We start from the raw sequence: 14,976 nt of genomic DNA on the forward strand, positions 1-14,976 counted from the left end.
CTCTCGAAGACGCGACGCCAGAGGCCGCTGCGGTCCGAAGACGAGCTGGGGCAGCAGGTCGGGGTCGCCGCCAGTACGGCGACGTCGTGGAGTTCCGTGTCGGAAACATATCTGGGGAATCTAACGGAACGGATCTAGGTAGCCGCGCTCTCTTCCACCCGCCTCGCTCGAATTGCGACGGGGGTGGAAGTGATTCGTGCAGCGGGCTGCCCTCACGCCGCGAGAGCGAGATGGGAGAGCATCGCTGCGAGACTTGGCGACAACTGCTCGCTGGGCCTGAGCGGCTGGCTGTCGGGCCATCTTTCGCTCGACTTTCGAGCGCGAAATGACGCTTTCACTCGGGTCAAGAGGCTCCCACCGTCTGTGATCGGGTGGTCCTCAGGCCGGCTGAGAAGTCAGCGCTGTACATTCGATCTGATGAGCCTGTCGATCCGCGCGGTTGCGCATGACGAGCTGACCCGCGACGACCTCGACGGCCTCCGGGCCCTGTTCGATGCCGAGTACCGGAGTGAGTACGGCGAGTGGCATCCGGAACAGCCCTATGGGTACGCGCCTCACGATGTGCACGTGATCGCGGGCGACGATGACACGATCGTCGGGCACGTGGGGTGGGCGCGGCGCGTCATCGGTGTCGGAGCGCAGGACTTGGTCATCGCGGGTGTCGGCGGCGTTCTCATCGCCGAAAGCGCTCGTGGTCTGCGGGCGGGGGAGCGGCTCATGCGCACGGCAGTCGCGTCGATGCGGGACGCAGGCGATATCGAGTTCGGCTATCTGGGCTGCCGCGAAGAGGTCGTGCCGTTCTACCGGTCATGCGGGTGGACGCGGGTGATCGCTGCCGAGCGATCCCTCGACCGGACAGGCAGGACCACCGAGGACCCGCCTGGGCAGCCGCTTCTCGTCCATCCGGTCGATCCGTCTGCGGTGTGGCCGCGCGGCGAGATCGATCTCCGGGGACGGGCGTGGTGAGCCTCCGGCGGTAACCGTCGGCGAGCACGACGCCATGCCGCAGGCGCCAGGCACGCACCTCGCGGGAATCCAGGCCAGCGGACGGATCCAGTGCGAGGATCTATGCATGCCCGAGTCTCCGGAGGTTCAGGCGCTCGTCGAGTTCCTCGAGGAGCGGGTCATCGGCCGCGTCATCGCCGCGGTCGACATCGCCGAGTTCCGGGTCGTCAAGACCCGCGCCCGGCCGCCGGAGTCCCTGGTGGGCGCGACGATCGGCGGACTTGGTCGCTTCGGGAAGCACGTCGGGTTCGAGACCACGGCCGGCTGGCTCATGATCGGGTTCGGCCGAAACGGATGGATCCGGTGGCAGGGCCCCGCCGATGCCGTCGCGGATCAGCCGGTTCTGAAGGTCGTCCGAATCGGTCTGGACGATGGCGCCTCGATGCAGATCATCGACGCGGGCGACTTCCTCGGCGTCACGGCCTCGGTCGTCGACGCACCCACCGACATCTCCGGCATCGCCGCTCTCGGACCGGATCCGCTCAGCGACACCTTCACCCGGGACGACCTCGAGCGCGCGCTCGGCACCCGCCGCAAGCAGATCAAAGCACTGTTACAGGAGCAGTCCTCGCTCGCAGGAATCGGCAACGCCTACTCGGACGAGATCCTGCATCGGTCCCGGCTGCCGCTCGCCATGCACGCCGTCGCGCTGAGCGCAGACGAGAGGACGCGACTGTTCGAGGCGATCCGCGACATCATGCGCGGCGCCGCCGCCGACCGACGGGGCCTCGCGCCCGACATGCTCAAGCAGGCGAAGGTCGAGGCGATGGCGGTGCATGGCCGCACAGGCGAGCCCTGCCCCGTGTGCGGCACCACCATCGTCGACCAGACGTTCTCCGGGGCATCCGCGCAGTCCTGCCCGCACTGCCAGCCCGAAGTCGATGACTGAGGGGGAAAAGTCCCGCCTCGTGGCCTGGGGTGCGGAGCTAACGGCCGTGCACGCACGGCTGCGCCAGGCGCTGAGCCTCACTCAGCAGGCCCTCGCCGACGGCACGTCTCCGCACGCGGCGAGCCGCGACCTCCTGCTCTACTGCCACGGGTTCTGCGCGGCACTCACCGGCCATCACACGGCTGAGGACCGTGAGCTGTTCCCCGCGCTCGCCGCAGATCACCCTGAGCTGCGCGAGACGCTGCGAAAGCTGGAACAGGATCACTCGATGATGTCGCACCTGATCGGCGGGCTGCAGACCGCGGTCGACGCGCGCGCGACGCCTGCGGAGCTGACACGGCATCTCGAGGGGCTCGCCGCGATCATGGAGAGTCATTTCCGCTACGAGGAGCGACAGCTTCTCGTCGTGCTCGACACCTTGCAGCTCGACGCCGATCCGACGCGCGTGCTCGGTCCGCTCTGAGCGCCCGTTGCAGATCCTCTGCGACAGGACGACCATGAGGCATGGGAACTCTGAGCTTCACCGCGACCGTCTCACTCGACGGCTTCGCCGCCGGACCCGACAACGACTTCCAGTTCGGAGCGCCGAGCGAGGAGGTCTTCCGCTTCCACGTCGAGCGGATGGATGCCGTCTCCACCGAGATCCTCGGACGCACCACCTAGGAGCTCATGCGCTACTGGGAGTCCGAGCCCGACGGGGAGAACTGGGGTGCGGACGAGAACCGTTTCGCGCGGCGCTGGAATGAGCTCGAGATCGTCGTCGCGTCGTCGACGCTCACCCCGAGGGAGCTGACCCATGCGCGAAGCAGCGTCGTCGACGACCTGAACCTCGGACGCATCCGCCGCATCGTCGACGAGGCAGCCGGCGAGGTCGAGATCTTCGGCCCGACCACGGCCGCGACGGCGATCCGAGCGGGTCTCGTGCGCGATTTCCGTTTCTTCGTCGTGCCGCGGATGCTCGGGGGCGGCCTCCGCGCGCTCCCTGATGGTGTGTCGCTGCAGCTCGATCTCGTCGAGAGCAGGGTCTTCGAGAACGGCTTCACGTTTCTGCACTACCGCGTGTCGTAGCGGCCCTGCGCTGCAGGTGTCAGCGCTCGCAGGTCTCGTAGACGTAGCCGTCGTCACCCGGCATGACGAGGTTGCGGTCGCGCAGGATTATCGCCCTCGGCGAGTCGTCTTCAGCGCACAGTGCAGAGAAGTCCCGCGGAAGCTGATCGACGTACTCGATGTCGATGACCTGATCACCGTACACCGCCGTGTACGCACCGCACTCGCCGTACGCTGCGCACTCCTCGGCGATGGCGAAGTCGAAACGCGCCTCGTCGTGCAGACGTCGGGCGAACTCCGCAGCATTCTTCTGCCCGGCCGACAGCCCCGAGTCGTGCGCGACACGGGCGAGCCGGGTGGCGAGCGCCAGGTTGTCGCTCATCGTCAGTGCGCCATCCGAGCGCGTGAAGCTGTCGAGGTTGTCGAATTCCACCCCGTCGAAGCCGTCGGCAGCGCATCCCTCGATCCAGGGAGTCAGCATCCGCGTGATCGCCTCGCGGTTCGTCGCTGTAGAGGTGTCGAGCAGGATCTCATCGGGCCAGTCGGGGTCGGTGACCGGCCCCTCCTCGTCGGCGAGCAGCGTCTTGCGCAGCCAGAGATCTTCCTCGCCAGGCTGCGTCTGGAACGCGTTCACGTAGCAGATCGAGTACGCGCCGTCGGCAGGTTCGGACGTGCGATCCCGCACCACCAGCGACACCCCCGGAGGCGGTGAGTAGGTCCCGCCCAGCTGGTAGTCGAATGATCCGTGACTCGGGAGTGCTGCCACCGCGTCGTGCTCAGGGGCAGAGGCCGCCGGGCCGCATCCGACTGCCAGCACCCCTGCCGTGCACAGGACCGTCAGGGCAGTGGCGCGATGCCGCGTCGGCACTGAACGCGAGGTTTCGGGCATCCGGCCAGCATACGGACCGACGCTCAGGGCGTAGCCTGGCGGTGTCGACCCAGGGAGCAGACATGTCTGATCAGTCGCAGAACACCACCGACACGCACGGGCCCACCGTCCCCGAGCTCGAGGAGGACGAGACCATCCCCCCTCGACCCGAAGAGGAGATCGCAGACGTGCTCAGGGCGGAGCCCGATGTCGCGGACCACTCGGCGCATCGACCGGACGAGAACTGAGGGCCAGGACGACCGGCGCCTTCGGATGCGGCTCATCAGCGCGCCCCGGTACTCTGGATGACGGCCGTCTTCGAGCCGACCGCAGACCGGAAGTGAGCACGCATCGTGACCCAGCCCAGCATCTTCGAGCCCGAAGGCCGCGCCGTCCCCTTCGTCGATGAGGGCGAAGGTCCTGTCACGCTCGTGCTGGTCACGAACCGCAGCCTCGAGGCAGACGGTCTCGGCGTCATCTCCCACTACCTCGCCGAGGAGGCCGGATTCCGCGTCGTGCGCATCGGCTCCCGCGGGGCGGGCGACGGCATCACCGCGAGCGACCGCGCCGCGGATGCCGCCGCGGTGATCGACGACCTCGGCATCGCCGACACCTGGATCGGCGGCCACGGACACGGCAGCACCATCGCCCGGACCTTCGCCATCGAGCACCCGGAGCGCGTCAACGGTCTGCTGATGCTCGGCGTCGAAGACGAGCAGATCCCGCTCGCCGGTGGCATCCCTGTCCTGATCATCCAGGCGGAGAACGACGACGTCACCCCCGCTGCGAACGCCGAGGCGCTGCAGGCGACCGCGCCCGAGCGCGCGACCATCACGCGCATCCCCGGAGCCGACCACTACTTCGTCGCGACGCACCCGATCGAGACCGCCGTCGTGATCGAGGAGTACCTCGACTGGGACTGACCGGACTCAGCCCGCGCGCAGATCCTTCCGCATGAAGATCTGCTCGGTGCCGTCGCCCTGAGGCACCCGCTCGCTGATGCGGTATCCGCAGCTCTCGTAGAGACGGATGTTCGCCTCGCTCAGGCTGCCCGTGAACAGCTCCGACTGCGCGGCGCCGCTGCCCTGCTCGGCCGTATCGAGCAGCCCGCGGCCGATGCCCTCACCCTGCATGTCGGGAGCGATCGCGATCCGGCCGACGAGCAGCAGATCGCCGTCGATGCGGCCGCGCAGCGCACCCACGAGCCTTCCGTCGACCCGAGCGGTCCAGCCGTAGCAGTCGGCGAGCTCCGCCTGCACAGCCTCGAGGGTCTGGGTCAGCGGCGGCATATCGACGCTGCCGTAGATCTGCGCCTCTGAGACGAACGCCGCCCGCTGCAGGGTGAGCACCTCGCCTGCGTCAGCGGGAGAGATCGGGGCGTACGTCACTTCGGGGGAGGCCATGCCTCCATCATCCCTCTTCCCGCAAGCGCGGCTCGACACGGTGCTGGGGGCGCAGGCCCGCCTTGTCGGCGTAGAACGCGCGGATGCGATCCATGTCGGCCGGTACGTCGCCGGTCAGGTCGATCGTCGGCCCGAGACCGCACGTCATGGTGGTGCGGTCGACATAGCCGAGGGTCACGGGCATCCCGGTCTCGCGGGCGATGCGGTAGAAGCCCGACTTCCAGTGCGTGTGGCCGCTGCGCGTGCCATCCGGCGTGACCACGAGCCCGAAGACGTCGCCCTGCCGAGCCAGCTGCACCACGTCGCCGACGACGCGGCCAGGATCGCTGCGGTCGACCGGGATGCCGCCGAGCGTCCGCATGATCGGTCCGCGCCAGCCGCGGAACAGGCTCTTCTTGCCCAGCCAGCGCACATCGATGCCGAGGCGCCAGGCGATCGCGAGCATGAGCACGAAGTCCCAGTTCGAGGTGTGCGGAGCTCCGATCAGCACCGACGGCCGCTGCGGGGCTGACTCCGACCGCAGCGTCCATCGGCTGAAGGTCCAGAACAGAGCGGCGATGGCACGTCGAAGCATCCCTCAACGCTAGGCGAGCGACCATACTCAGGACGGCATGCAAATCAACCCCCTCCGTCCGGGCGAAGCCGCGATGCTACTTTCGCGACGCGCCCACAGCGCGGGCGCAGAACGGATGAGGTGATACGCATGGCAGAGAAGCGAAGCAGCAGCACGTCGGCCAAGAAGAGCGGTGGCGGGAAGAAGGCCGCCGCTGTGACCACGACTCCGCGTCAGAACGCCGAGAGCGGCTTCAAGGCGTCTGATGAGCTGACGAAGAACATGCAGGCGGTGCTCGTCGACCTGATCGAGCTGTCGCTGCAGGGCAAGCAGGCCCACTGGAACGTCGTCGGCCGCAACTTCCGCGACACGCACCGTCAGCTCGACGAGATCATCGAGGCGGCACGCGAGTTCAGCGACGAGGTCGCCGAGCGCATGCGGGCGCTGCACGCCGTGCCGGACGGACGCACCGCGACCGTCGCGAAGTCCACCACGCTGCCGGCCTACCCCACGGGCGAGGTGTCGACCACCGACACGATCGACCTGATCACCGAGCGGCTGGACGCCACGGTCGCCACCATGCGCGACGTGCACGACCAGGTCGATGAAGAGGATCCGACCTCGGCCGACATCCTGCACGGGATCATCGAGAAGCTCGAGCAGTTCGCCTGGATGGTCAGCGCGGAGAACCGCACGCCGGCTGTCTGAACTCCGCTGTCATACGACGAGGGCCGTCACCCGCTGGGTGACGGCCCTCGTACTGCGTGAATGGCGCTCAGGCCGGCTGCGGAAGCAGGCTGAACGACACGGCGCCCTGCTCGTCGACCGAGGCGTCGAGCACCTTGTCGTCGAGCGCGTCGGCGGCGGCCTTCTCGAGGAACACGCGGATGTCCTCGTCGCCGATGATGGAGTCGCCCGGTTCGGGCGTGGGGGCGACCGTCACCGCGAAGCGCGGCTCGGTCTCGGTGCCAGACGAGTGGATGCGGAGTCCGGCATCCGGCGTCGTGCTCTGCTGGGCGACGATGGTCGCCGCGATCGTGTTTGCGTTCTCGGTCAGGGTGAGCATCGGCTCTCCTTCCGGTTGCGGACACCACACCGTACGGCGCGATGTCCGTGCCACGATTCCGCACCTGGGCCGCGGGTTCAAGCTCAGAGCGTCACTCTGAGGGGTTTCACACCGAGCGCTTGCACGCCTCACAGAAACCGTGGACGTCAGCGCTTGCGGCGCAGCAGCATCGGCAGTCCGAGCCACAGCAGCAGGATGACGAGGAGCCCGATCCCGCCCGCGATGAACGCGAAGACGTGATTGAACGTGAAGTCGATGATGAGCACGGTGACGCCGACGGTGAGGGCTGCGATCACGACCATGTTCGCTTTGACGATGCGGTGCGCGACGTGCACCAGCTCGGGCTTCCGGCCCTTGGCGAACAGGATGCGATGCATGCCCACGGGCGTGAGGGCGAGGATCGTGGCCGTTGCGGCGAGCAGAACGAGGACGATGTAGAGGACGCGCTGCAGGTCGCTCAGGTCGCGGAACAGCGGCTGGAAGGCGACAGCAAGAAGGAAGCCGGTGAGTATCTGCGTGCCGGTCTGCATGACGCGCAGCTCCTGCATGAGCTCTTCCCAGTTGCGATCGGCGCGCTCCGTCTCGGTCTCGTCGCGCCCGTCGTTCTTCGCGTCGGCCTGTGGGTCGTTCATGACATCGGACGCTACACGGCCGTGCCGTGAGGGTACGAGGGGCTTGCGCACAGAGCCCGCCTCGATCCCGCAGCCCTGCAGCGGGCGTACCATCGAGGGATGCCAGAGAACCAGGCCCCCGAGATTCCGTCGCGCGTCCTCTCCGCGCCGCCGGGTCTGCAGCTGATCGGCGGCGATGCCGCCGGGCTGTGCGCCGACGGTCACTGCGTGCTTCCGGCGTTCGGCTCCGGCGCGGCAGATGCTGCTGCGGCGGATGAGGTCGCCGCGTCGGCGCACCGGGCGCCGGATGCCGATGCATCCGGCGCGCACTCGGACTGACGACGACTACCCGGCCTCGCGTGCGGCGCGATGCCGCAGCGCAGCGGCCAGCTCAGGCGAGATCAGGGGATCGTCGTCGAGCGGCACGGCGAGGGCGAGCAGCGATCGGCTGAAGTGGTTGCGAAGCCCCGCAGCGAGGGTGATGTCGAGGATCTGCCGATCGGTGAACCCATGCTCGCGAAGAGCCGCGGCGTCGGCATCCGTCATGTCCCGCGGCGACGACGAGAGCCGGGCGGCGTAGCGCATGACCGCCTGCTCGGCCGCAGTGAAGGCGGAGTCGTCATCTGCGGCGAATGCGCGCAGCCCTGCCTCATCTGCCACTCCCGCATTCATCGTCTTGCGGGCGTGCGCGAGGAGGCAGTGCGAGGAGCCGATCGCACGGGCAGCGCCCAGGGTGGCGGCCTCGTAGACGCGGATGCCTATCGACGGCACAACCGCCTTCACGAGGGCGATGAAGGCGTCATGCGCCTCAGGATTCACCGCCATCGCGGCAGTGTAGGAGTGCACGAAGCCGTCGGCGGCGATGTCTTCTTCGTACATCGCCGCGACGGCTCCGCTGGCGTCGTCCGACGCCGGGGTGCGGATGATCATGAACGGACGGTACTCCGCCGCGCACTCCGGCGGAAGAGGTGTCAGTGTCCGCCGTGGACCGGCGCGCCCTCGATGTCGTCCTCGGGCTTGCGGATGATGAACGCGCCGATGATCGTCACGGAGGCGATGATCGCGCCGATCGTGACAGAGGTGCGCGTTCCCGCTGCGACCGCAGCGGGAACGTCGGTGCCGCCGCCGGCATTCACGACGGCCGTGAAGACGGCCATCATCACGGCGATGCCCGCGGCGCCGGCGACCTGCTGGATGGTGCCGATCACTGCGCTGCCGTACGAGTAGAACTTCGGCTTGAGCGAGGCGAGCGACGCCGTGAACAGCGGCGTGAACGACAGCGCCAGACCCACGGAGAGCAGCGTCTGCGCGACCAGCACCAGCCAGATCGAGCTCTCGACGGTCAGAGTCGTGAACAGCCACAGCATCGACGCCGCGAGGATCGACCCGGGGATCAGCAGGATGCGGGTGCCGTGGCTGTCGTAGATGCGGCCGATCACCGGTCCGAGCAGACCCATGGCCAGAGCGCCGGGGAGCACGACGAGGCCTGCGTCGAGCGCCTTCAGCTGCAGGGCATCCTGCAGGAACAGCGGGATGACCGTGATGCTGCCGAAGAACGCGAGCGACAGCAGGAACATCTGGATCATCGAGAGCGTGAAGTCCTTCGAGGTGAACACGCGCAGGTCGAGCAGCGCATCATCGTCGCGCTGGAGGCGCACCTGTCGTGCCAGGAAGAGCGCCAGACCGACGGCGCCCACGGCGAGGGCGATCGCCATCGGAGCCCAGCTGGCTCCCTTGCCCAGGCCGCCGATCTGGCTCAGGCCGAACACCAGGCCGCCGAAGCCGAAGGCCGAGAGCACCACTGAGAGCAGATCGATCGGGGCGTGCATGGTCTCGCCGACGTTCGTCAGCCAGCGCCACCCGATGAACATCGCGACCAGCGCGATCGGCAGCACCACGACGAAGATCGCGCGCCAGCCGAAGTGATCGAGCAGGAACCCCGACATCGTCGGGCCGATCGCGGGAGCGAGCGACATGACGATGCTGACGCGGCCCATCATGCGCCCGCGCGAGGCGGCGGGCACGAGATTCATGATCGTCGTCATGAGCAGCGGCATCATCACCGCCGTGCCGGAGGCCTGCACGACGCGGGCCACCAGCAGCACCGCGAAGCCGGGTGCGAGGGCGGCGATCAGCGTTCCGGTCGAGAAGAGCACCATCGCGCCGAGGAACATCTGCCTGGTCGTGAAGCGCCGCAGCAGGAAACCAGTGATCGGGATGACGACGGCCATCGTCAGCATGAATGCGCTCGTCACCCACTGGGCGGCGATGGGAGTGATCGCGAGATCGCTGATCAGATGCGGGATCGCCATGCCCATCGTCGTCTCGTTGAGGATCGCGACGAATGCGGCGGTGAGCAGCACCCAGATCACCGCCATGTCCTTCGCGGGGATGAGGCCGGCGGCGGGCGGGGAGACGGGAGTGGACCCGGTGTGAACGGCAGACATGGGTCTCCTCGAGGGTGATGCGAAAGACGAAGGGCCGCGCTGCGCGGCAGACGGCCGGCTGAGCGGCAGACGGCGAAGGTCAGCCGTCCATCCTAACCTCTGCCGGCGAGACGGTATTCCCGCATCATCCGCGGACTAGCCTGAGGGGATGAGCATGGGTGGTGGCGCAGGCCGCGGCGGAGCATTCCGCGGCGTGGACGAAGCGGCACAGCGGCGTCTGAACGCGGCCGCTCCGAAGGTGCCCGGTCTCGGGCGTCGCGTCGTTGCGCTGTTCAGCCCGTACCGCGGGCCCCTCGTGATCACCGCCCTGCTCGTGATCATCGGCGCGGGCCTCGCCGTGATCCCACCGCTGCTGGTGCAGCGCATCTTCGACGACGCGCTGTTCCCCCTCGATGGCGGGGGCCCTCGCATCCCGCTGCTCACGATGCTGGTGAGCGTCACGATCGGCCTGTTCCTGCTCTCGGCGGTGCTGGGCGTCGTGCAGACGTGGCTGACGTCGACCGTCGGGAACGAGGTCACGGGCGACCTGCGGGTGCGGCTGTTCGAGCACCTGCAGGCGATGGAGCTGGGCTTCTTCACCCGCACCAAGACCGGGGTCATACAGTCGCGTCTGCAGAACGACGTCGGCGGGGTGTCGGGCGTGCTGACCAACACCGTCACCAGCGTGCTGGGCAACACCGTGACCGTCATCGCATCGCTCGTGGCGATGATCCTCATCGACTGGCGCCTGACGCTGATCGCCGTGATCCTCATGCCCATCCTCGTCCTCGTGCAGCGACGCGTCGGCCAGGTGCGCGCTCGGATCGCCGGCGAGACGCAGGAGTCGCTGTCGGAGCTCACCAGCATCACTCAGGAGACGCTGAGCGTCTCGGGCATCCTGCTGTCGAAGTCGTTCAACCGGCAGCGCACCGAGTCGGTGCGCTACCAGAACGAGAACCGCAACCAGGTGCGACTCCAGGTGCGCCGGGCCATGAGCGGTCAGGGGTTCTTCGCGGTGGTGCAGGTGATCATGGCTAGCGTGCCGGCGATCATCTACCTCGTCGCCGGGTTCTTCCTCATGGGTGACGCACCCGAGATCACCGCCGGGGCCATCGTCGCCTTCACGACCGTGCAGGCCAGGCTGCTCATGCCCTTGATGGGCCTGATGCGCGTGGCGCTGGACCTGCAGACTTCCGCCGCGCTCTTCGCCCGCATCTTCGAGTACCTCGACATGGTGCCGCAGATTCAGGACGCCCCTGGTGCGATGGACGTCGCCGACGCGCCTGGTCCCCGCGGCCGCATCGAGTTCAAGGATGTCGTGTTCCGGTACCCGGATGCCGCCGCAGATGCCCGCCCTACGCTCGACGGGGTCTCGTTCGTCGCCGAACCAGGCACGCACGTGGCCTTCGTCGGCCCCTCGGGCGCGGGGAAGACCACCATCCTCTATCTCGCTCCTCGGCTGTACGAGGCGACGGGCGGCACCGTCGAATTCGCGGGGGCCGACGTGCAGAAGCTCACGCAGGAGTCGATCATCGACCAGATCGGCATCGTCTCGCAGGAGACCTATCTCTTCCACGCCACCATCCGCGAGAACCTGCGGTACGCGAAGCCGGACGCCACCGACGAGCAGCTGGAGCGCGCGTGCCGCGCCGCGAACATCCACCACGTGATCACCTCGTTCGAGCAGGGCTACGACACCGTGGTGGGGGAGCGCGGATACCGGCTCTCGGGCGGCGAGAAGCAGCGCATCGCGATCGCCCGGGTCCTTCTGAAGGACCCGCCCGTGTTGCTGCTCGATGAAGCGACCTCCGCGCTGGACACCGTCTCGGAGCGTGTCGTGCAGGAGGCGCTGGATGCCGCGGCGCAGGGCCGCACCACTCTGTCGATCGCGCATCGGCTGTCGACCGTGATCGACGCCGACATGATCCACGTCGTCGAGGCGGGCCGCATCGTCGAGTCGGGCACCCACTCCCAGCTGCTCGCAGGAGGCGGACTGTACGCGACGCTGGCCGCGCAGCAGATGGCATCCGCGCGGTCGCTCGAGGAAGGGCAGCGCTGACGGCCGTCAGCGCTCGGGTCAGTGCACCGACAGGCCGCCGTCCACGAACAGCGACTGCCCGGTGACATAGCCCGACGAGCGTCCTGCGAGGAACACCGCGATGCCGGCGAAGTCCTCCGGCACGCCGTTGCGGCCCACCATCGTCCGTGCAGCCAGCTGACCCACCTTCTCCCGATCCTCCTGCAGGCGGGCGTTCAGGGGAGTGAGCACGAAACCGGGCACCAGCGTGTTCGCCGTGACGCCCTGTGACGACCATGCCTCTGCTTGCGAGCGGGTGAGCGACTCGAGTCCGCCCTTCGAGACGCCGTAGACGCCGCTGGTCACGAAGGCCCGGTGCGCCTGCTGGGAGCTGATGTGGATCAGCCGGCCGAAACCGCGCTCGAGCATCCCCGGCGCAAAGCGGCGGCTCAGCAGGAAGGGCGCTTCGAGATTGACGGTCATCGTGGCGTCCCAGACGTCCATCTCGATCTCGTTCATCGGCGGACGGATGTTGATGCCCGCGGAGTTCACGAGGATGTCCGGCTCGCCGAAGGGCTCGGCCGCGGCGTCCGCGGCGGCGAGGATGCCGCTGCGCGTGCTGAGGTCGCCGACGACTCCGGCGGCGCGTCCTCCTGCATCCGTGATCTCGCGCACCACCTCGTCGATGCGCTCGCCGCCTCGTGCGACGATCACGACCGACGCGCCGGCACCCGCAAGAGCGGTCGCGATACCGCGGCCGATGCCGGAAGAGCCGCCGGTGACGACGGCGGTGAGGTCCTTCAGCGAGAAGAGGCTGTCGAGGGTCACCATGCCAGCGCCTCCGCCGTCGTGGGGTCGGGTGTCGCGTCGTCGTACTCCGGCAGGGCCCGCAGCGACGTCTCGAAGGCATCGAGGGCAGCACCGTAGGCGGGGTCCGGATGCTCGGAGGCGATCGTCTGCAGCGAGGGCAGGTCCATCGCGAGGATGAGCGCGATCCGGGCGCGGACGGCGTCGTGCTGACCCGCGGCGACGAGCACGTCGATGCCGCCGAGCAGAGCAGCGAGGTAGTCGTGCAGCACCGGCAGCTGAGACTTGCCCTGCGTGATCGAGGAGCCGTCGCCGCGCACGCGCCAGTGCACCGCGACATCGGGGATGACGTCGAACGCGCGGGCCTCGGTGTACATCCGCTGCGCGACGACCTGATCCTCATACGCGACGTTCTCGGGGAAGCGCAGCCGATCCCAGAGTGAGGAACGGCTGAGCTTCGACCATGCGACGATGTTCGCCGAGGCGCGGGGGTGCTCGGCCAGCGTCACGCCGAGTCGTCGCGGCGCAGTGGCGGCGGCCACCCATGGCTGCACGCGGCCGGCGCGATAGGCGCCGTCGACGAGCCGTGAACGCACATAGGCCGCGGCGGCGAAGTCGCTGCCTGACTCCTCGAGTGTGCGCAACCAGGTCTCGATGGCGTGCGGTGTCAGCTCGTCGTCGCCGTCGAGGAAGCCGACGAACGGCGTGTCCACGCGATCGAGGGCGACATTGCGGGCCGCGCCGAGACCGCGGGCCTCGTCATGGCTGAGCACCTCGAACCGGGTGTCGCGAGCCGCGGCCGCCGCGAACACGGCGCCCGTGTCGTCGTGGGAGCCGTCGTCGACGAGCAGTGCCCGCCACCGGCCTTCGGTCTGCGCCTGTAAGGAGGCGAGGGCGGCGGGAGCGAAGGCGGCGATGTCGCGTCCGGGCACGATCATCGTCACGAGCGGGTTCACGAGCCGAGTCTACGGTGCGGAGCGCGACTCGAGGCGGGCCACGGGGATGCGGAGCCTGTGCGCTCGGCGCGGAGATGTGCGCTTCGCGCGGATGGAATCGGGGCATCCGTGCGCGCGAAGCGCACTTCTCCGCGGCAGTCGTGCGCGGCACGCAGCGTGGGGACGAGCCACGGCGCCGCTCACGGCGCGGCTGCCGCCGCCACGGCGTCGGCGACGAGCGCCGCGAGCTGCTGCGCCGTTCCCTCAGGCAGCGGTGCGCGGCCGAAGGTGAAGCGCACCGAGGTCTGCGCCACCTCGGGAGCGATGCCTGTTGCGAGAAGCACCGGAGAGGGCTCGTCGCTGCCGGCGGCGCACGCCGACCCGCTCGACGAGACGACCCCACGACGCTCGAGTTCGAGCAGCACCGACTCGCCGCTCGTGCCCGCGAACGTGAAGCTCGCGAGGTTCGGCAGCCGCTGATCGGCCGATCCGGTCAGCGACGCCTGAGGCACGGCATCCAGAACCGAGGCGATGAAGGTCTGGGTCTGAGCGGCCACCGCTGCGACGCTCTGCCGGCGCTCGGCCTCGGCGAGGTCGAGCGCAGTGGCGAGACCGACGGCTCCCGCGACGTTCTCGGTGCCGCTCCGGCGGCCGCGCTCCTGCCCGCCGCCGTGCAGCAGCGGCTCGAGCGGCACGCGCGAGCGCACGGCGACGGCGCCGATGCCCTTCGGCGTGCCGAGCTTGTGCCCCGCGATCGAGATCGCGTCCGCGCCCAGCGTCCGCAGGTCGAGCCACCCGGCCGACTGCACCGCGTCGACGTGCACGGGCACCTGCTGGGCATGGGCGGCGCTGATCAGCTCGGCCATGCTCTGCACGGTGCCGATCTCGTTGTTCGCATGGCCGATGCTCACGAGGGCGCTGCGCGTGGCGCCCATAGCGGCGCGCAGATCACCCACCGACACCGCGCCCACACCGTCGACCGGCAGCAGCGTGACCGGCACACCGTGCAGACGCCGCAGGTAGTCGGCGGACTGCAGGATGGATTCGTGCACGATCGGAGTGGTGATGAGGCCGCGGGGCTCATGATTCATCTGAATGACGCCGAGCACGATGCCCTTCACCGCGAGGTTGTTCGCCTCCGTGCCTCCCGACGTGAAGATCACCTCCGACCTGCGCACGCCGAGCGCCGCCGCGACGCGTCCCCGCGCCCATTCCAGCGCCTCCGCCGCCGCCTCGCCCACGGTGTGGTGGCTCGACGGGTTGCCGAAGATCCCCGTCAGGTACGGGCGCATGGCGTCGAGCACCTCGGGACGCACCGGAGAGGTGGCGGCGTGATCCAGGTAGAGCAC

20 protein-coding genes are annotated in these 14,976 nt (G+C 68.8%); 10 read left to right on the forward strand and 10 right to left on the reverse strand.

Translation table 11 applies throughout. The annotated features are described in order from the left end of the window. The first annotated feature begins 417 nt into the window (after positions 1 to 417). From AB0N59_RS08685 to AB0N59_RS08705, 5 genes are all read left to right on the forward strand, one after another. On the forward strand, positions 418 to 966 hold the full coding sequence (locus tag AB0N59_RS08685; RefSeq protein ID WP_363481634.1) for a GNAT family N-acetyltransferase: 549 nt from the start codon (positions 418 to 420) through the stop codon (positions 964 to 966). 106 nt (positions 967 to 1,072) lie between these two features. Next, a complete protein-coding gene (locus AB0N59_RS08690; protein ID WP_363481637.1) occupies positions 1,073 to 1,894 on the forward strand; it encodes a DNA-formamidopyrimidine glycosylase family protein in 822 nt (273 codons plus the stop codon). Next, the gene (locus AB0N59_RS08695; RefSeq protein ID WP_363481639.1) at positions 1,887 to 2,357 is read left to right on the forward strand and encodes a hemerythrin domain-containing protein; all 471 of its coding nucleotides are present in this window, start codon (positions 1,887 to 1,889) and stop codon (positions 2,355 to 2,357) included. Before AB0N59_RS08690 ends, AB0N59_RS08695 begins: the two co-directional genes overlap by 8 nt. Before the next feature lie 41 nt (positions 2,358 to 2,398). Beyond that, positions 2,399 to 2,557 carry a hypothetical protein gene (locus tag AB0N59_RS08700; protein WP_363481642.1) on the forward strand — a complete coding sequence of 53 codons (159 nt, stop codon included), beginning with the start codon at positions 2,399 to 2,401 and terminating at the stop codon, positions 2,555 to 2,557. A 6-nt stretch (positions 2,558 to 2,563) separates the two neighbouring features. Continuing rightward, positions 2,564 to 2,962: a dihydrofolate reductase family protein gene (locus tag AB0N59_RS08705; protein ID WP_363481645.1), complete on the forward strand. Its 399-nt coding sequence runs from the start codon at positions 2,564 to 2,566 to the stop codon at positions 2,960 to 2,962. 19 nt (positions 2,963 to 2,981) lie between these two features. On the opposite strand, the gene AB0N59_RS08710 is transcribed toward AB0N59_RS08705, so the two are convergent. Beyond that, entirely contained in the window at positions 2,982 to 3,707 is a 726-nt protein-coding gene (locus AB0N59_RS08710; RefSeq protein ID WP_363481648.1) for an endo alpha-1,4 polygalactosaminidase, read from the reverse strand. A gap of 185 nt (positions 3,708 to 3,892) precedes the next feature. Between AB0N59_RS08710 and AB0N59_RS08715 the strand changes: the two genes are divergently transcribed. Next, on the forward strand, positions 3,893 to 4,057 hold the full coding sequence (locus tag AB0N59_RS08715; RefSeq protein WP_363481651.1) for a hypothetical protein: 165 nt from the start codon (positions 3,893 to 3,895) through the stop codon (positions 4,055 to 4,057). Positions 4,058 to 4,162: 105 nt separating this feature from the next. After that, positions 4,163 to 4,732 (forward strand): alpha/beta fold hydrolase, encoded by a 570-nt coding sequence (locus AB0N59_RS08720; RefSeq protein WP_363481654.1) that lies wholly within the window; start codon positions 4,163 to 4,165, stop codon positions 4,730 to 4,732. A gap of 6 nt (positions 4,733 to 4,738) precedes the next feature. On the opposite strand, the gene AB0N59_RS08725 is transcribed toward AB0N59_RS08720, so the two are convergent. Further along, positions 4,739 to 5,212, reverse strand: coding sequence for a GNAT family N-acetyltransferase (locus AB0N59_RS08725; protein WP_363481657.1), 474 nt, complete (start codon positions 5,210 to 5,212; stop codon positions 4,739 to 4,741). Between the two features lie 7 nt (positions 5,213 to 5,219). Then, the gene (locus AB0N59_RS08730; RefSeq protein WP_363481660.1) at positions 5,220 to 5,786 is read right to left on the reverse strand and encodes a 1-acyl-sn-glycerol-3-phosphate acyltransferase; all 567 of its coding nucleotides are present in this window, start codon (positions 5,784 to 5,786) and stop codon (positions 5,220 to 5,222) included. 261 nt (positions 5,787 to 6,047) lie between these two features. Here AB0N59_RS08730 and AB0N59_RS08735 point away from each other — a divergent pair, with 261 nt between their 5' ends. Beyond that, positions 6,048 to 6,473: a DNA starvation/stationary phase protection protein gene (locus tag AB0N59_RS08735; RefSeq protein WP_239528668.1), complete on the forward strand. Its 426-nt coding sequence runs from the start codon at positions 6,048 to 6,050 to the stop codon at positions 6,471 to 6,473. A 67-nt stretch (positions 6,474 to 6,540) separates the two neighbouring features. On the opposite strand, the gene AB0N59_RS08740 is transcribed toward AB0N59_RS08735, so the two are convergent. After that, positions 6,541 to 6,831 carry a Fe-S cluster assembly protein HesB gene (locus tag AB0N59_RS08740; protein WP_204975995.1) on the reverse strand — a complete coding sequence of 97 codons (291 nt, stop codon included), beginning with the start codon at positions 6,829 to 6,831 and terminating at the stop codon, positions 6,541 to 6,543. A gap of 146 nt (positions 6,832 to 6,977) precedes the next feature. After that, complete coding sequence (locus tag AB0N59_RS08745; RefSeq protein ID WP_363481664.1) at positions 6,978 to 7,463, reverse strand: DUF6328 family protein; 486 nt, start codon at positions 7,461 to 7,463, stop codon at positions 6,978 to 6,980. Between the two features lie 99 nt (positions 7,464 to 7,562). Here AB0N59_RS08745 and AB0N59_RS08750 point away from each other — a divergent pair, with 99 nt between their 5' ends. Further along, the gene (locus tag AB0N59_RS08750; RefSeq protein ID WP_363481667.1) at positions 7,563 to 7,781 is read left to right on the forward strand and encodes a hypothetical protein; all 219 of its coding nucleotides are present in this window, start codon (positions 7,563 to 7,565) and stop codon (positions 7,779 to 7,781) included. Between the two features lie 6 nt (positions 7,782 to 7,787). On the opposite strand, the gene AB0N59_RS08755 is transcribed toward AB0N59_RS08750, so the two are convergent. Both AB0N59_RS08755 and AB0N59_RS08760 read right to left on the reverse strand, forming a co-directional pair. Further along, a complete protein-coding gene (locus AB0N59_RS08755) occupies positions 7,788 to 8,372 on the reverse strand; it encodes a carboxymuconolactone decarboxylase family protein (protein WP_363481670.1) in 585 nt (194 codons plus the stop codon). Positions 8,373 to 8,413: 41 nt separating this feature from the next. Continuing rightward, positions 8,414 to 9,889, reverse strand: coding sequence for a DHA2 family efflux MFS transporter permease subunit (locus AB0N59_RS08760; protein WP_363481673.1), 1,476 nt, complete (start codon positions 9,887 to 9,889; stop codon positions 8,414 to 8,416). Between the two features lie 154 nt (positions 9,890 to 10,043). Between AB0N59_RS08760 and AB0N59_RS08765 the strand changes: the two genes are divergently transcribed. Then, a complete protein-coding gene (locus AB0N59_RS08765) occupies positions 10,044 to 11,927 on the forward strand; it encodes an ABC transporter ATP-binding protein (RefSeq protein ID WP_363484152.1) in 1,884 nt (627 codons plus the stop codon). 18 nt (positions 11,928 to 11,945) lie between these two features. Here AB0N59_RS08765 and AB0N59_RS08770 read toward each other — a convergent pair whose 3' ends face one another. The 3 genes from AB0N59_RS08770 to AB0N59_RS08780 all read right to left on the reverse strand — a co-directional run bounded on the left by AB0N59_RS08770 (position 11,946) and on the right by AB0N59_RS08780 (position 14,976). Then, a complete protein-coding gene (locus AB0N59_RS08770; RefSeq protein ID WP_363481676.1) occupies positions 11,946 to 12,716 on the reverse strand; it encodes an SDR family oxidoreductase in 771 nt (256 codons plus the stop codon). After that, complete coding sequence (locus tag AB0N59_RS08775; RefSeq protein WP_363481679.1) at positions 12,710 to 13,648, reverse strand: glycosyltransferase family 2 protein; 939 nt, start codon at positions 13,646 to 13,648, stop codon at positions 12,710 to 12,712. The genes AB0N59_RS08770 and AB0N59_RS08775 overlap by 7 nt, the downstream gene beginning before the upstream one ends. Positions 13,649 to 13,827: 179 nt before the next feature. After that, positions 13,828 to 14,976: a cysteine desulfurase family protein gene (locus AB0N59_RS08780; RefSeq protein WP_363481682.1), complete on the reverse strand. Its 1,149-nt coding sequence runs from the start codon at positions 14,974 to 14,976 to the stop codon at positions 13,828 to 13,830.

The organism is Microbacterium sp. NPDC089321 (assembly GCF_040684935.1).
GTDB lineage: Bacteria > Actinomycetota > Actinomycetes > Actinomycetales > Microbacteriaceae > Microbacterium.

What these genes read in the sequence shown, in the direction of transcription:
- AB0N59_RS08690 (WP_363481637.1), top strand. Translation starts at nt 1,073, where the DNA reads ATGCCCGAGTCTCCGGAGGTTCAGGCGCTCGTCGAGTTCCTCGAGGAG.
- AB0N59_RS08745 (WP_363481664.1), bottom strand. Translation starts at nt 7,463, where the DNA reads ATGAACGACCCACAGGCCGACGCGAAGAACGACGGGCGCGACGAGACC.
- AB0N59_RS08705 (WP_363481645.1), top strand. Translation starts at nt 2,564, where the DNA reads ATGCGCTACTGGGAGTCCGAGCCCGACGGGGAGAACTGGGGTGCGGAC.
- AB0N59_RS08760 (WP_363481673.1), bottom strand. Translation starts at nt 9,889, where the DNA reads ATGTCTGCCGTTCACACCGGGTCCACTCCCGTCTCCCCGCCCGCCGCC.
- AB0N59_RS08685 (WP_363481634.1), top strand. Translation starts at nt 418, where the DNA reads ATGAGCCTGTCGATCCGCGCGGTTGCGCATGACGAGCTGACCCGCGAC.
- AB0N59_RS08700 (WP_363481642.1), top strand. Translation starts at nt 2,399, where the DNA reads ATGGGAACTCTGAGCTTCACCGCGACCGTCTCACTCGACGGCTTCGCC.
- AB0N59_RS08755 (WP_363481670.1), bottom strand. Translation starts at nt 8,372, where the DNA reads ATGATCATCCGCACCCCGGCGTCGGACGACGCCAGCGGAGCCGTCGCG.
- AB0N59_RS08770 (WP_363481676.1), bottom strand. Translation starts at nt 12,716, where the DNA reads ATGGTGACCCTCGACAGCCTCTTCTCGCTGAAGGACCTCACCGCCGTC.
- AB0N59_RS08765 (WP_363484152.1), top strand. Translation starts at nt 10,044, where the DNA reads ATGGGTGGTGGCGCAGGCCGCGGCGGAGCATTCCGCGGCGTGGACGAA.
- AB0N59_RS08735 (WP_239528668.1), top strand. Translation starts at nt 6,048, where the DNA reads ATGCAGGCGGTGCTCGTCGACCTGATCGAGCTGTCGCTGCAGGGCAAG.
- AB0N59_RS08715 (WP_363481651.1), top strand. Translation starts at nt 3,893, where the DNA reads ATGTCTGATCAGTCGCAGAACACCACCGACACGCACGGGCCCACCGTC.
- AB0N59_RS08740 (WP_204975995.1), bottom strand. Translation starts at nt 6,831, where the DNA reads ATGCTCACCCTGACCGAGAACGCAAACACGATCGCGGCGACCATCGTC.
- AB0N59_RS08695 (WP_363481639.1), top strand. Translation starts at nt 1,887, where the DNA reads ATGACTGAGGGGGAAAAGTCCCGCCTCGTGGCCTGGGGTGCGGAGCTA.
- AB0N59_RS08730 (WP_363481660.1), bottom strand. Translation starts at nt 5,786, where the DNA reads ATGCTTCGACGTGCCATCGCCGCTCTGTTCTGGACCTTCAGCCGATGG.
- AB0N59_RS08725 (WP_363481657.1), bottom strand. Translation starts at nt 5,212, where the DNA reads ATGGCCTCCCCCGAAGTGACGTACGCCCCGATCTCTCCCGCTGACGCA.
- AB0N59_RS08750 (WP_363481667.1), top strand. Translation starts at nt 7,563, where the DNA reads ATGCCAGAGAACCAGGCCCCCGAGATTCCGTCGCGCGTCCTCTCCGCG.